Source organism: Mucilaginibacter pineti (genome assembly GCF_900101875.1).
GTDB classification, from domain to species: domain Bacteria; phylum Bacteroidota; class Bacteroidia; order Sphingobacteriales; family Sphingobacteriaceae; genus Mucilaginibacter; species Mucilaginibacter pineti.
Genome location: NZ_FNAI01000001.1, coordinates 639,772 through 654,992, shown reverse-complemented (window position 1 = coordinate 654,992; position 15,221 = coordinate 639,772). Strand labels below are relative to the sequence as shown.

Annotated in this window: 6 protein-coding genes; 3 read left to right on the top strand and 3 right to left on the bottom strand. The window is 40.0% G+C overall.

Going from position 1 to position 15,221, the window contains the following annotated elements:
• Window positions 1-24: 24 nt before the first annotated feature.
• From BLS59_RS32195 to BLS59_RS02615, 3 genes are all read right to left on the bottom strand, one after another.
• The gene (locus BLS59_RS32195) at window positions 25-2,037 is read right to left on the bottom strand and encodes a SusC/RagA family TonB-linked outer membrane protein (RefSeq protein ID WP_240315131.1); all 2,013 of its coding nucleotides are present in this window, start codon (window positions 2,035-2,037) and stop codon (window positions 25-27) included.
• 282 nt (window positions 2,038-2,319) lie between these two features.
• Window positions 2,320-3,144 carry a TonB-dependent receptor plug domain-containing protein gene (locus BLS59_RS32190; protein ID WP_240315130.1) on the bottom strand — a complete coding sequence of 275 codons (825 nt, stop codon included), beginning with the start codon at window positions 3,142-3,144 and terminating at the stop codon, window positions 2,320-2,322.
• A gap of 56 nt (window positions 3,145-3,200) precedes the next feature.
• The gene (locus BLS59_RS02615) at window positions 3,201-4,388 is read right to left on the bottom strand and encodes an ROK family transcriptional regulator (RefSeq protein WP_091143802.1); all 1,188 of its coding nucleotides are present in this window, start codon (window positions 4,386-4,388) and stop codon (window positions 3,201-3,203) included.
• 363 nt (window positions 4,389-4,751) lie between these two features.
• On the opposite strand from BLS59_RS02615, the gene BLS59_RS02610 reads away from it, so the two are divergent.
• The 3 genes from BLS59_RS02610 (at window position 4,752) to BLS59_RS02595 (ending at window position 15,217) form a co-directional block, all read left to right on the top strand.
• Window positions 4,752-8,924: a hybrid sensor histidine kinase/response regulator transcription factor gene (locus BLS59_RS02610; RefSeq protein ID WP_091143799.1), complete on the top strand. Its 4,173-nt coding sequence runs from the start codon at window positions 4,752-4,754 to the stop codon at window positions 8,922-8,924.
• A 274-nt stretch (window positions 8,925-9,198) separates the two neighbouring features.
• Entirely contained in the window at window positions 9,199-11,610 is a 2,412-nt protein-coding gene (locus tag BLS59_RS02605) for a glycoside hydrolase family 31 protein (protein WP_091143795.1), read from the top strand.
• A gap of 445 nt (window positions 11,611-12,055) precedes the next feature.
• Complete coding sequence (locus BLS59_RS02595) at window positions 12,056-15,217, top strand: SusC/RagA family TonB-linked outer membrane protein (RefSeq protein ID WP_091143789.1); 3,162 nt, start codon at window positions 12,056-12,058, stop codon at window positions 15,215-15,217.
• Window positions 15,218-15,221: the final 4 nt, after the last annotated feature.

The following is a 15,221-nucleotide window of genomic DNA, read 5'->3' as shown; positions in this document are numbered from 1 at the left end:
TCTTATGAATTAATATTTTTATAATTAGAAGCCAATTGTTAAATTAAATAAAAACGTACGTGTAGTTGGCGTGCTCCCGCTTTCAAAGCCTGTAGCATTGGTTCCTGTGGCATAAACAGACTCAGGATCCATTCCATTCATGTGACTTGATATTAACCATACATTATTAGCCGATACACCAATTTTTGCTCTTTGAATACCTGTTCCTGCTAAAAACTTTTTAGGGAGGTTATAACCTAATTGTACGTTTCTAATACGTACGTTAGATGCATCATAAAGGTTTGCCTCGGTTATTCCGATATTGCTATGGCCCGCAACTACGGTCCAGTAGTTTTGTACAGATGTTTTTGTTGTATTTTTTTCGTATTGATTTGTAGTAGTGTTAAGCACAACTCCATCAACAAGCATGTCTGCTCTTGCGCCACCTACTACGGTTTTATTTGATGTACCGTATTGCTCCATATTAGCTATAGTACCAGAGAAGATCTGGCCTCCGAAACGAGCGTCGATTAGGAATGAAAGGTCAAATCCTTTGTATGCGAATGAGTTGGTAAAGCCTAATAAGCTTGAAGCTTGCTGATTACCTAATCTTGCATTGTCAGGATCTGTTTGTGGCAAACCTGTACTGGTAAGGATCATTTGACCATTATACGGACTGCTTGCATCTTTAACTCTTAAAAAACGGGAGCCATAAATTTCTCCATAAAGTTTGCCGGTTTCTGCAACAATGGAAATGTCATCAAAACCACCCAATCCATAGGTGTTCACATCAGGAGCAATTGATACGATCTTGTTTCTGTTGATAGAGAAATTCAACATGGTAGTCCAGTTGAATCCTTCAGGATTTTGGAAGATTTTGCCGTCAACCATCAATTCAAAGCCTTTATTTTGAATATTACCGGCGTTAATTATTTTAGAAGAATAACCGCTTAAGTTATCCAATGGCAAATTGATCAATTGATTTGTAGCATTAGATTTGTAAACTGCCGCATCAAATCCTACGCGGCTGTTAAAAAAGCGCATTTCCAAACCTGCTTCATATGATTTTATTTGTTCACTTCTAACATTTGCATCATAAAGCACATCGCCACGGCCTGCAGTAGTGTTACCAAGTGGATCTTTACCAATAGTATAAGTATTGTATAGCTGGTATGGGTCCATATCATTACCAACAGATGCAAAGGATCCTCTTATTTTACCGTATGTTAACCATGATGGTAAGGTGCTTCCGCTTCTACTCATCAATTCGGTAAATACAAATGAGCCACTTAATGAAGGGTAAAAATACGAACGGGTAGCTGCGCTTAATGCCGAAGACCAGTCATTTCTGAACGTACCATCAACAAATAAGTATCCGTCGTAATTTAAACCAAGTGATCCATAAACTGAATATATGTCTTTGCGTGATTGGCTTTGACTAACTGAAGGGTTGGTTGAACTATTATTTACCGAAAAAAGGTTCGGCACCTGTAATGGATTTGCACTGGCACTTAATGAAGCGCTTTGACGGTTCATTAAATTACCACCAAAAGTTGCCACGCCACCTAATTTACCAAAAAGGTTATCTTTTTTAGCTGTAAGTAAACCGCTGTAGTTGGTTTCGGTGAATGTGCTTTTTCCAATACCGTATGAACCTGTTGTGGTGGTGTTAGAACCCGCGTAGGTTTTGCTTTCGGTATTGGTGGTGTATGTATCAGCACCGCCCTTTAATTCCGCATTTAACCAACTGGTAAATTGATATTTTAATGAAGCATTTAATAAAAGCCTGTCCCTTATATCCTGGTTAAGGTTATATTTAGATGCCCAGTACGGGTTTAATTCGCTTCCAAGGCGCCACCATGTCATGATGCCATTGTTGTCGGTACGGTTTTTAAAGTCCCTTACGTCAATAGAGGTTGGTAGTAATGATAAAGCATAAAAGTTGTTGCTTGTGTTTGAACCACCCTGCGGACGGTTAAGTGCAGTTGAATTGATATATTGAACCTTGGTATCAAGCGTCCACTTATCATCTCCAAATTTGCTTACCGTTCTGGCCATTAGGTTATTGCGGATGAGCTTTGCTCCCGGAATTAAGCTTTTGTCATCTAAACGGCTGTACGATGAATAAACAGAGGTTGACTTGTATTGCTGTTGAAAAGATATATTTTGATCAGACGTAAGGCCATGAGGAAAGTAGTTGGCAATGTTATCAAATGTTCTTAAAGGGGCATTAGTACCATCATATTTTTTAACTGTCTGGCCGTCTGCTTTTGGTCCCCAACTGTCTGCTGATGTTGCACTGTAAGTATTGTTATCGCCCTGGCCAAATACGTTTTGTATTTATGGCCTTGCAAAAATACTTTCAATACCTATTGATGATGATATGGTAATACCTAAGCCTTTTTGGGCTTTACCTGTTTTTGTAGTGATTAGGATTGCGCCATTACCAGCTCTTGAGCCGTAAAGTGCAGCAGCAGCGGCACCTTTCAAAACACTCATACTTTCAATGTCTTCTGCGTTTATATCTGATAGGCCGTTACCCATATCCAATGATGGGTTGTAATAATCGTTGTTTGAGGCTCCTGTAAAGTTATCTAATGGTATCCCATCAACCACAATAAGTGGTTGATTTGCAGCCCCTGGTCTAAATGAATTGTTTCCTCTCAAAGTAATCTTTGATGAACCACCGGGGCCGTTACCCGAGCGGGTGATCTGTAAACCGGCAACTTTGCCCGAAAGCGCATTCACCAGGTTGGGTTCCTTGGCGTCAGATAAGGTTTCACCCTTTACTTCCTGTACGGCGTATCCTAACGATTTCTTTTCTCTTTTAATACCTAAAGCCGTAACTACAACTTCGGTGAGGGCGCTTTCACTGCTTTCTAAAACAACTGTTAAATTTGTTTCATCGCCAACAGTTACTTCTTTTGTTTTTAAGCCGATAAAGGCAAAGGTTAGCACTGCGCCCGGTTTAACGGTAAGCTTAAACTTTCCGTCGGTTCCGGTGGCAGTGCCGTTACTGGTGCCTTTTTCCGATACGCTTACTCCGGGAACTGGCAATCCGGATTTTTCAGTTACCGTCCCGGAAACTGTTTTTTGTGCATAGGCAGTTATTGTAATCAAACTGAAGAACAATAACGCGAAACACCTAAAGTACAATTGTTTCATTTTTTACAGATTATTGGTGAATTGATGGGGTTTATTAATGATTGGTTTAAATTTTCTTAATTAAAGTTGCAATTCTCTATTACTAAAGTGGCGGCACCAAGGAGTTCGGCTTCGGGTGCCAGCGTAGAAATTTGTATTTCCGTTTGTTCGGCAAGCCAGGGGATACAGAATTCGTTAATTGCTTGTTGTATTGGCGCCATGAATATTTTACCTGCTATAGCGCCACGGCCACTCAAAACAATAAGTTTAGGATTCATGATATGAATCAAAGTCGACATTCCTTTACCTATTAAAAATGCAGCATCTGACAATATTGATACCGCCAGTGGATCGCCCGATTTAGCAGCATGAAGGAATTGGTCAACAGGTAAATCGCCGTTTTTAGTATAACTAAGTTCCATACTTGAGCTGCCGCCCGTATCCATCTGTGCCTTTGCGCGCTCAACCATCACAACCAATGAGGTATCTACCTCCAGGCAACCTCTTTTTCCGCATGAACAAATTTTATTGCTTTGTGAAAGCGGAATGTGGCTAAACTCACCCGCATAACCGCTGTGCCCCCTGAAAAGGGCGCCATTTACTATCATGCCTAATCCTATACCCCAACCTACATTCACCACCAAAACATCCTTCAGATTTTTACCTGTACCAAATTTTAATTCGGCCAGGGCTATAACGCTCGAGTCGTTATCTATAAAAACGGGCACCCCAAGCTCGCGGGTCAAATATTTCTTCAGGCTTACATCGCCCGTTGATTTAAAAAAACTATGATTTACACCTTGCTCTGCATTTACGAAGCCCGGCATCCCAATGCCAACTCCTAATATTTGCGCAATTGGTATCTCCGAGCGGGATATATAATCTTTTAAGAACGCGGTAAATTTGTCAACCAACACGGGCTCATTCACCAAAAGAAGTTCCGTTGCCTCGGGTGCCATTTTAACCTTATTCAATAAGTCGTAAATTACAACCTGGGTAACCATTTGGTCAACCGCTACAGCTACCACATAGCGTTGTTTTTGGCTATTCAGCAAAAAAGTTAAAGCGCGTCGTCCCCCGGTAGATGGAGCAAGTTCATGCTCCATTACATATCCATCTTCTATCAAGCTATTAACCGTTGTAGTAATTAAAGGCAAGCTTTTATGCGTGAGTTTGCTTAATTCTGTTAACGTTAATCGTTTGTTATAATAAAAATGCTTGATAAGATCCTTCCGTAGTAAGTGATGTTTCTTTATAACAGTCATTTTTTTAATTGGTAATCCAAACTTAAAATTAAATTTTAATAATTCCCAATACTTTCTATTTTTTTTAAAAACTATTTAGCTGTTTTTAAAATATTTGTAATGTGGACAGTTAAAAAACAGAATTTATGGGAAGTAGTTAAACTTAAACAACATGTATTCAAGTGGTGCCGGTACAAACCAAATAGCAGAAGAGTGACCGAAGGGGGAATTAAATAGCACTTATACAGGAAAGGCGTATAAGCGAGAGATAGATAAAAACTATGTGGATGATAAAGTAACGTGCCTGATATTATTGGATTTGGATAGTGCTTATATGTTAAGTAGCTTTATATGTTATAAACTTATTTCCCGGCCATTCTTTATATGCGTTTAAACGTATTGCTTGCTTTTATTTTACTTTTTGGTATTTATACTTCAGCGTTTGCGCAAGAAAATAAATATCAATTTTCGCATCTGGATATAAGCAATGGCTTGTCACATAATCAGGTAAACTGTATTTATAAGGATGCGCAAGGTTTTATGTGGTTTGGTACCTTATCTGGTCTTAACCGGTATGACGGCTATACTTTTAAAGTATTTAAACACAATGTGAACGATAGTACCTCTATTAATGATGATTATATTGTAAATATTTTTGAAGGGCCCAGTCATAACCTTTGGATAGAAACCCGTAACGGATTTTGCATTTATAACCCCCAAACAGAGCAATTTAACAGTAATATAGCACCGGTACTTAAATCATTAAAGCTGCCAGGTGTAGCCGTACGCAAAATAAAAAAGGACAGTAGGGGGGACTTTTGGTTCCTGTATGATGGCTCGGGAATATATCGTTATAATGAAACCAGTCAACAAATTTATCATTATACCCACAGTAATAATTCGCCTGTGTTATTATATGCCAACAACGTGGTTGATTTTGCCGAAGACAACAAGGGTAACTTATGGTTTGCGTACGATACCGGTGTTATAGAAATGATGAATAGTAAGCTGAATAAAATAAGCTATCGAAAATTAATTGTACCAGCAAATAATAGCAATAAAAAAAGAGTTTACGCCATTACCGTTGATAGTGATAATGATATCTGGTTTTACGCGCCTACTATAAATATGGGCTTATATTATCTTGACCCGGAGGCAAACACTATTAAATATATCGATAAAGAAACCACAGAAACCGGATTAAACACCAATATAGTTAACAATATTGTACAGGCAGATGACGGGCTTATATGGATAGGTACTGATCACGGCGGTATCAATGTGCTTAATAAGAAAAATTTCAAGGTCAATTACCTGCTTAATCGCGAGGACGACACCAAATCTTTAGTGCAAAATAGTGTAATACTTTATAAGGATAACGCAGGGATTATGTGGGCCGGCACCTTTAAAGAGGGAATAAGCTATTATCATAAAAACATCATCAGGTTTCCGCTATACAGACACTTTGCGTCAGATCCAGGCAGTTTGAGTTTTGAAGACGTTGATAAATTTGTTGAGGATAAAGAAGGCAACCTGTGGATAGGCACTAACGGAGGCGGCTTAATTTATTTTAACCGAAAAACCGGCAAGTATACCCAGTACAAGCATAATGTGCGAAATAACAATAGTTTGAGCAATGATATCATCGTTAGCCTGTGTATAGATCATAACCAAAAATTGTGGATAGGCACTTATTTTGGCGGGATGGATGGCTTTGATGGAAAAACCTTTACGCATTATCGCCATGATGATAACGTGGCAACGTCTGTGTCTGATGATCGTATCTATAGTATCATTGAGGATTCCTCGCACCGTTTATGGGTAGGTACCTTTGCCGGAGGACTCAATCTTTTCGATCCCATCACGAAATTTTTTTCACGTCCATTTACCCAGGCTCAAATTCAGTCGCCTTATATATCCTCAATTTTTGAGGATAAGGACGGTAATATATGGGTTGGCGGCTATATGGGCATAAATGTTATCCTAAAACAATCCGGTCGTGTTATTCATTACGTGCATGATACGCGGACATCAAATAGTCTTATAGCAGACAATGTGAACAGCATCACCCAGGATAGTCGCGGCCTTATGTGGATAGCAACACGCGATGGCCTTAGCATATTAAACACAAAAACAAAACGCTTTACGTCGCTGGTAAAAGAGGATGGGTTACCCGATAATTCAATTTTGAATATCCTGGAAGATAACGACCACATGATGTGGCTTAGCACATCGGGCGGCCTTTGCCGTATAGCGCTTAAACCAGTTAACAAAAAATACAGTTTTCGCTTTAAAAATTTTGATGAAAGTGACGGTTTACAAGCCAGGGAATTTAATGTAAACGCGGCCCTGAAAACTCAAAAAGGCGAACTGATATTTGGAGGAGGGCATGGGTTTAATATTTTTGATCCCCAAAATATCCAAACAAACACAAATAAACCTAAGCTTATATTTACAGATTTGCAGCTACTCAATAATAGTGTAGCAGCAAATGAAGCAATCAATGGGCATGTAATACTCTCAAAAGCTATATCGGCAACACATTCCATCTCCCTAAACCACGCCGAGAATGTGTTCACCATTGAATTTGCGGCGCTTAACTTTTTTAACCCCAATAAAGTAAAGTACCAATATATGCTGGAGGGCTTTGATAAAAGCTGGCTTACTGCCTATAATAATGTTCGTAAAGCTACTTATACAAATCTTGATGGAGGTAACTATGTATTTAAAGTACGTGCTTCTAATGCCGATGGGTTGTGGGATAACAATGTAATTTCTCTTAATATTAAAGTAAATCCCCCGTTCTGGAAATCGTCATTGGCGTATGCTTTTTATGTACTGATAGTTGCAGGCGGGTTACTGTTCATTCGCCACCGGGGTATTCAAAAAATCAGAAAACAATTTATTGCCGAGCAGGAAAAAAAAGAAATACAGCTTATTATAGAACAGGAAAGACAGGAAATTGAGCGAATGCATGAAATAGACAAGCTCAAAACCAAGTTTTTAACCAATGTAAGCCATGAGTTCAGAACACCGTTGTCGCTGATTATGGCCCCGGTTGATAAAATGCTCCATCACGCTGCAAATGCGGATCAAAAGCTGCAGCTCAATATGATCAGTAAAAATGCCCGGCGCTTGCTCAACCTCGTTAACCAACTGCTTGATTTTAGGAAGATGGAGGTTCATGAACTGAAATTGCATACAAAGCCCGGCGACATTGTTAATTTTATTAAGGAGGCCAGTCTGTCGTTTACAGATATTGCCGACCAAAAAGGCATTGGGTTTTTATTTGATACCGATGTGGACACTTTTAAAACGAGTTTCGATCATGATAAAATAGAACGGATACTGTTCAATTTACTTTCAAACGCGTTTAAGTTTACTCCTGCAGGCGGACACGTAAGTGTACTGCTCAACATGATGGCCTGCGACGGTGCCAATGAACTTAAATTTATTGAAATTAAAGTTATGGATACCGGGATAGGTATCCCTAAAGATAAGCAGGAGTGTATTTTCGAGCGTTTTTTTCAAAATAACCTCCCCGGCTCAATGCTTAATCAAGGGAGTGGTATTGGCTTGGCAATTACTAAGGAATTTGTTTACATGCACCAGGGCAAAATTAGTGTGGAAAGCGAACCGGAACATGGTAGCTGCTTTATTGTCCATTTGCCGGTACCCGCATTAGATGATCTGGAAATATCTTTAGATGACACAGAAAATGAACCTCATACCGAAAATGTGGATCCATTTAAAGTGCAGAAGAGCGGTAAGAAACCTACTTTACTTTTAGTAGAGGATAATGACGATTTTAGGTTTTACCTCAAAGATAATATGAAGGACATGTTTCACATCATAGAGGCATCAAACGGAAAGGAGGGCTGGCAGAAAGCACTGGCCCTGCATCCGGATATTATGGTAAGCGACATCAGTATGCCCGAAATGAACGGGAAGGAGCTTTGCAGAAAAATAAAAAATGACAGTCGTACATCGCATATCCCCATCATATTACTTACGGCCCTTATCGGTGAAGAAGAGGAATTGAAAGGCCTGGAAATTGGTGCTAATGATTACATGACAAAGCCTTTTAACTTCGAGATATTGATCTCTAAAATAAAGAACCTGCTGAATCTGCAGGCCACGTTCAAAAAAACCTACACCCGGCAACTGGATATACAGATAAACGAGCCGGCCATTGCCTCTGTTGATGAAAAGTTTGTAAAAGAAATAGTAACCTACATTGGCGAAAATATGCTGAACCCCGCGCTATCGGTAAATGAATTGAGCAGACATATGGGTATGAATCGCAATACACTTTACAAAAAACTACTAACTATTACCGGTAAATCTCCGGTAGAATATATAAGGCTTTTGCGCTTGAGAAAAGCCGCCCATTTATTGGAATACAGCCGCATGAACATCGCCGAGGTATCATACGAGGTGGGTTTTAACACACCGCAATATTTTGCCAAATCATTTAAGGACGAGTTTAATATGCTGCCATCTGAATTTGTGCTTCAAAAACGCGGGCTACACCAAGAAAAAATAAATATTTCCTGATCATTTATATGTTTTTCATTTAAATGAATCTGTATATCAGTTATTTGTGAGTGCGTAAACATTTGTTACATCCTTAGTTACAAATGTCACCTTGTGCTGGCCTGTTGGCTTATACCTTCACTTTATATAAACCAATTATCATTCCCGGATAATTTAATAGCCGTAAAACGGATGCCATAACCGGTATCCCAATAAAGCTAACAGCTTGCATCATTGTGTTGTTTTAGAAAGGGGATGGCAATTAAATTCAATAAAGAAGATATAAAAACCAATTATGTTATACAATAACCTTTACTTAAAATCTGCTAAAATATTTACCCTTTTAGTTTTGCTTGCTTGTTGCATACACTCACAAAAAGCGTTGGCCCGTGTACGTAGTTTTACAAAAGAAAAAGATGGAGTTTTATTTAGTTTAGATAGGGGGATACTCAAAGTAAAGGTGTGCAGTGCCGATATAATTGAAGTTAAGTACACCATATTTGATGCCTTTTCAAAAAATGAGTCGCTGGTTGTAAATAATAAATGGAGCCAACCTTCGGAATTTACCGTGTCGGACGAGGGCAATAGCATAACTATAACTACTGCAAGGTTGAATATATTGGTTGATAAAGCAACCAATGCCATTAGCTATTTAACAAAAGATGGAACGGTTATTTTATCCGAAGATAAAACAACTAATAAAGCTATGCAGCCGGCCACTATTGCCGGCATAAATACCTATAACTGTACAACCCAGTTTAACTCTCCGGCAGATGAAGGTCTATTTGGTTTGGGCTGTCATCCGCTTGATTCGTTATCTATTAATTACAAAGGGCGTAACCAGGATATGGCCATAAAATATCTTACAGGTGCTATCCCAGTATTACTATCCACAAAAGGGTATGGGTTAATGTGGGATAACTATGCAGCTTCTAACTTTTATGGCGCGGAGGATAATAATACCAAATTCAAATACGTATCTGAAAGCGGCAGGCAGGTTGATTACTATTTTTTTTACGGACCCAATTTTGACCACATCATTGACCTTTATCGTACGGCTACAGGTAAAGCCCCTATGTTTGCTAAATGGGCTTTCGGATTGTTCCAGTCGCAGGATAGGTATCTGAGCCAGGATGAGATAATCACAGTTAAAAATAACTATCGCAACAACAATATCCCTGTTGATGTTATTGTGCAGGATTGGTATTACTGGGATCCTTTTCCCATAGGTTCACATATCATGAACCCCGCACGCTATCCAAATCCTAAAGCCATGGTTGATGAGTTGCACAAAGCCAATATACATGGTATGATTTCTATTTGGCCAGTTTTAGGTAAGGGAACACCTAATTTTAATGCCTTGCAAAAAATGGGCGGCTTAACAGATATAACCTGGGATAATGTAGTTACACACACCTTTGATACTTATTATGATGCCCACAACCCGGCGGCAAGGGCGCTTTACTGGCAACAGGCCCGCGATAGTATTGTTAAACGCTACGGATGGGATGCATGGTGGGTTGACCAATGTGAGCCCGATAACGGGTTACTGCTTGATGCCCGCCGCCAAAGTAATTTTTTTATAGGTAAGGGGATAGATTATTTCAACACCTATTCGTTACAGCATTCAAAAGGTATTTATGAAGGCTGGCGACGTGATATTCCTGGAAAGCGCGCTTTTTTCCTGATCAGGCAGTCGTTTGCCGGTGAGCAGCGTAATGCGGCTACCTTGTGGTCATCTGATATTTCCTGCACGTTTGACGCATTTAAAAGGCAGGTACCCCAGGGGATTAATGCTTGTGCTTCCGGTATCCCATACTGGACATCAGACATAGGCGGCTATCACCTTAACTGGGCGGCACCAACTTGGTCGAAGCCAGAGAACCGGGAGCTGTTTACCCGCTGGTTTCAGTTTGGTGCGTTTTCGCCCATATTCAGGATACACGGCAAGGGAGAACGGGCGTTGTTTTCCAATAATTGGGATGATAAAACTAAAGCCATCCTGCTAAAATATGATCAGTTGCGCTATCGCTTGCTGCCATACATATACTCGCTGGCAGGCCGTGTAACCTTAAATAACTATACCATAATGCGTTCACTTGCATTTGATTTCAGGAACGATGAAAAAGTTTATAATATTCCGGATCAATATATGTTTGGGCCTGCGCTTATGGTTAACCCGGTAACCGAACAATTGTACACGGGGGCAAACGCCTCAGCAGGGAAAACCACGCGTGATGTGTATCTACCTAAAAGTACAAAATGGTATGATTTCTGGACCGGGCAACGCTACAACGGAGGGCAAAGCATTGCAGCTAATGCACCAATTGAAACAATGCCGTTATACGTTAAAGCGGGTGCCATCATCCCGATGGGGCCGGTAATGCAATATGCCACCGAAAAGCCGGATAACACCATCGAACTTAGAATTTACCCCGGCGCGAACGGTGGGTTTGTGTATTACGATGATGAAAATGACAACTATAACTACGAAAATGGAAAGTATGCCACTTTTACATTGAACTGGAACGACGCACATCGCCAGCTTAGCATTACCACTACAAAAGGGAGCTTTCCTGGCATGTTAACGCAGCGCACTTTCAACATAGTGATTGTCAATGGCTCGCACGGCAGCGGACCGTTACCAGTTGATAAATTTGATAAAACCATAGTATATACAGGAAAGGCCCTAAAAGTGAATTTGTAGCCTTTTGTTATGTATAAACGTGTAGGTAATTAAATATAAGTTGCTTTAAATTAATGCTTTACCTGCGTGTAAACATTAGTTACATCAATAATTACAAATGTTACACCCGGGTAAAATCAACATTTATACCTTCATTGAGGGTAAAACGTGCAAAATATCAGCATGTGTATTATATCAACCCGAAACCAATTATTTACCAGCTCAAAACCAGAGTGATTTGTTTTCCTGACCATGAAAAAATTGTCTTGCTACTGAATGAGGTGCGTTATACAAAACAATTACAATCGATTGCGAAGTATTAGATACATACATATTATAGATGTAAACCAATCATATAATTTCCTAAAACCAATTAATCAATTATGAAATAACACAAACCTATAAACCAATTAAACCAATAATTATGAACCAATCAATTACCCAATTATTAAAATTTCTATAGAAGATGGAAAGAAATTTACAAAAAAAAATGAAGTGTGGTACTTTGTTATTTATAGCCGGAATGTTATTATGCTTTTCGGGCTATGCGCAAACCATTAAGGTTAGCGGAAAAGTAACCGGTACCGACGATGCAAAGCCGTTGCCCGGCGTAAGTATTAAAATAAAGGATACATCAACAGGAACGGTTTCGGGTACCGATGGTACTTATACTATTAATGCTAAAGCTGGTGACGTATTGGTGTTTAGCTTTTTAGGCTACACCACTTTACAAACTTATGTAGGCCAAAGCGCAACCATAAATGCACAGTTAAAGCCATCAACAAATGGTCTTGACGAAGTTGTGGTAATAGGGTACGGAACAGGAAAAAGAGGCGATCTTACAGGGTCGGTATCTTCCGTTCGCGCAAGTGATCTTGTAAGAACCCAGCCTACCACTGTCGATCAGGCCTTGCAAGGTAAAGTTCCGGGAGTTGTGATACAACAGGTATCCGGACAGCCAGGCGGCGATGTAAATGTACAGATAAGGGGCATCGGCGGTTTCTCAGGCTCATCGCCACTCTATGTTATCGATGGCATCCAGATTCCGCCAAATCAGCAGTCGCCTATCCCCGGTAATGGTACCAATCCTTTGTCAAGCATTAATCCTTCGGAGATAGCTTCTATCGATATACTAAAAGATGCTTCGGCTACCGCTATTTATGGTTCGCAGGCATCAAACGGTGTAATTATCATCACTACAAAGAGAGGGACATCTGGTGCACCTGTTATTAGTTATGACGGCTATTACGGACAGCAGTCGTTACCTAAATATTATGATGTAATGGACCTGCGACAGTACGCTACGTTCATGAACGAAAAATCGGTTATAATTGGGTATGATTTGAGGCCGCAGTTTGCAAATCCGCAATATCTTGGTCTTGGTACCAACTGGCAGAAAGCCTTATATAGAACGGCACCTATGCAAAACCACAATGTGGCTGTAAGCGGGGGCGATGCCAGAACAAAATACTACTTATCTGGTACCTATTTTTCACAACAAGGTATTGCCTTGGGCTCGGATTTTAAAAGGACCTCGGTAAAAATAAATCTCGACAACAAAACAACCGATTGGTTAAAGGTAGGTACCAGTTTAGAGCTTGGGCACGTTGCAGAAAATGTTGGAACAACCAATACCGGGGTTATTTTGCAGGCATTAAACCAAACGCCCGATGTAAATGTAATAAACCCTGATGGTACCTGGGGTGGTAACGATCCAAACATATACGGAGCAGTAGGAGCCAATCCTTTCGCCCTGGCAACTATAGTTAAGGATTTAAAAAGTAGGTACCAGGCCCTTGGTAACGTATATGCAGAAATTCAGTTTACCCGGGATATCAGCCTGCGTAACGAAGCGTCCGGAAATTTTGATTTTGCCACCGAGGATTATTTTAATCCTACGTATGTTATGGGTGCTTATTCTCACAATACTAACACTGGAACATTTACAAGCGGGCAAAATTTCTATTATTCACTTTCCAACTACTTAACTTATCAGCATATGTTTGGCCAAAAATATTACGTAAGCGTAATGGCCGGACACGAATCGCAGTTGCTTACCAACAACCGGGTTTCGGCCACCCGTACAAATTTTGCCAGCAATAACGTACAGGCTATAAACAGTGGCGATGCAACAACCGCAACTAATAGCGGCAGCAAAGGCGATGGGGCGCTTGAAGCCTATTTTGGTCGTGCAAACTTTACATACAACGATAAATACTTGTTAACTGCCACCGTACGTCATGATGGCTCGTCGAAATTTGCACCTGCCAACAGGTGGAACACCACTTATTCGGGAGCATTAGCGTGGAAAATAAGCCATGAGGATTTTCTGAAAGATTCAAAACTCATTAATGACTTGAAATTAAGGTTAGGTTATGGCTTAGTTAACAACCAAAACATTGCAGAGTATGCGTATGGATCTACATTAAATACCGTAGCAACAGGTCTATCGGGCAATTCGCAGCTTACGGCCACAACGGGCAATCCGGATATTAAATGGGAAACAACCAAATCATACAATATTGGTATTGATGTAAGTATTTTAAACAGAAGGATAGAACTTACGGCCGATGCCTATTATCGCAAAACATCTAACTTATTGTTAAGCCTTACCGAGCCGCTATATTCAGGTACGTTTGCCGCGGGCGGTTATTCTCCAGGCGCAATACAGGCGCCATTTGTAAATATTGGTTCGGTTAGCAATAAAGGTTTTGAATTTGCCTTATCAACATTAAACGTAAAATCAAAGGATTTTAACTGGAGAACAAATCTTACCTTCTCACAAAACAAAAACAAGGTATTGGCTTTGGCAACCGGTACGCCGGCCATTTATGGCCAGGTTAGTAAAACTGTTGTAGGACGTTCCATCGGCGATTTTTATGGTTACCAGGTTTTGGGTATTTATAAAAATGCCGCCGACTTTACCAAATATCCGGCGTTGCCTCAAAATGGCAGCGGGCCAATACCAATTACAAACGGATCTGGCGGGGTTTGGGTAGGTGATGTTATTTTTAAGGATCTGAACCATGATGGTAAAATAGATGCCAATGATCAAACCTTTTTAGGTTCGCCATTACCAATATTTCAGTACGGTATCAATAACGCTTTCAGCTATAAAAATATCGACCTTACTGTTTTTATGGTTGGCGAGCAGGGTAATAAAATTTATAACCAGCTAAGTGTTAATGCTAATAACCCTAATCAAAATTTTGGCTACTTCCCAAGTGTGCTTAACTACGCCAAAATAGGTTTGATAGACCCAGCTGGTTCAGCAGCGGATATCAATAATGTGTATATCACCAATCCCGACACAAAAATAACCAGGATAAGCCAAAGCAGCGGAAATGATAATCAACGTTTTTCTGATAAATATATTGAAAGCGGCTCATTCCTGAAATGTAAAAGCATTGCTTTAGGCTATAACCTTTCTGATGGTTTGTTGTCAAAATTACACCTCAAATCGCTACGTGTTTATGTTAATGTAACCAATGTATTCACCATAACCAAGTATAGCGGGTACGACCCCGAAATTGGATCTTGGAACCCATTGGCCGCCGGTATTGATAATGGCTATTACGCGCAACCGCGTGTATACACCGTTGGCCTCAATGTATCATTAAATAAATAAGCTT

Bases quoted from the DNA above. Each gene is read 5' to 3' on its own strand.
- BLS59_RS32195 (WP_240315131.1), bottom strand. From the start codon at position 2,037: ATGGCCAGAACGGTAAGCAAATTTGGAGATGATAAGTGGACGCTTGAT.
- BLS59_RS32190 (WP_240315130.1), bottom strand. From the start codon at position 3,144: ATGAAACAATTGTACTTTAGGTGTTTCGCGTTATTGTTCTTCAGTTTG.
- BLS59_RS02615 (WP_091143802.1), bottom strand. From the start codon at position 4,388: ATGACTGTTATAAAGAAACATCACTTACTACGGAAGGATCTTATCAAG.
- BLS59_RS02610 (WP_091143799.1), top strand. From the start codon at position 4,752: ATGCGTTTAAACGTATTGCTTGCTTTTATTTTACTTTTTGGTATTTAT.
- BLS59_RS02605 (WP_091143795.1), top strand. From the start codon at position 9,199: ATGTTATACAATAACCTTTACTTAAAATCTGCTAAAATATTTACCCTT.
- BLS59_RS02595 (WP_091143789.1), top strand. From the start codon at position 12,056: ATGGAAAGAAATTTACAAAAAAAAATGAAGTGTGGTACTTTGTTATTT.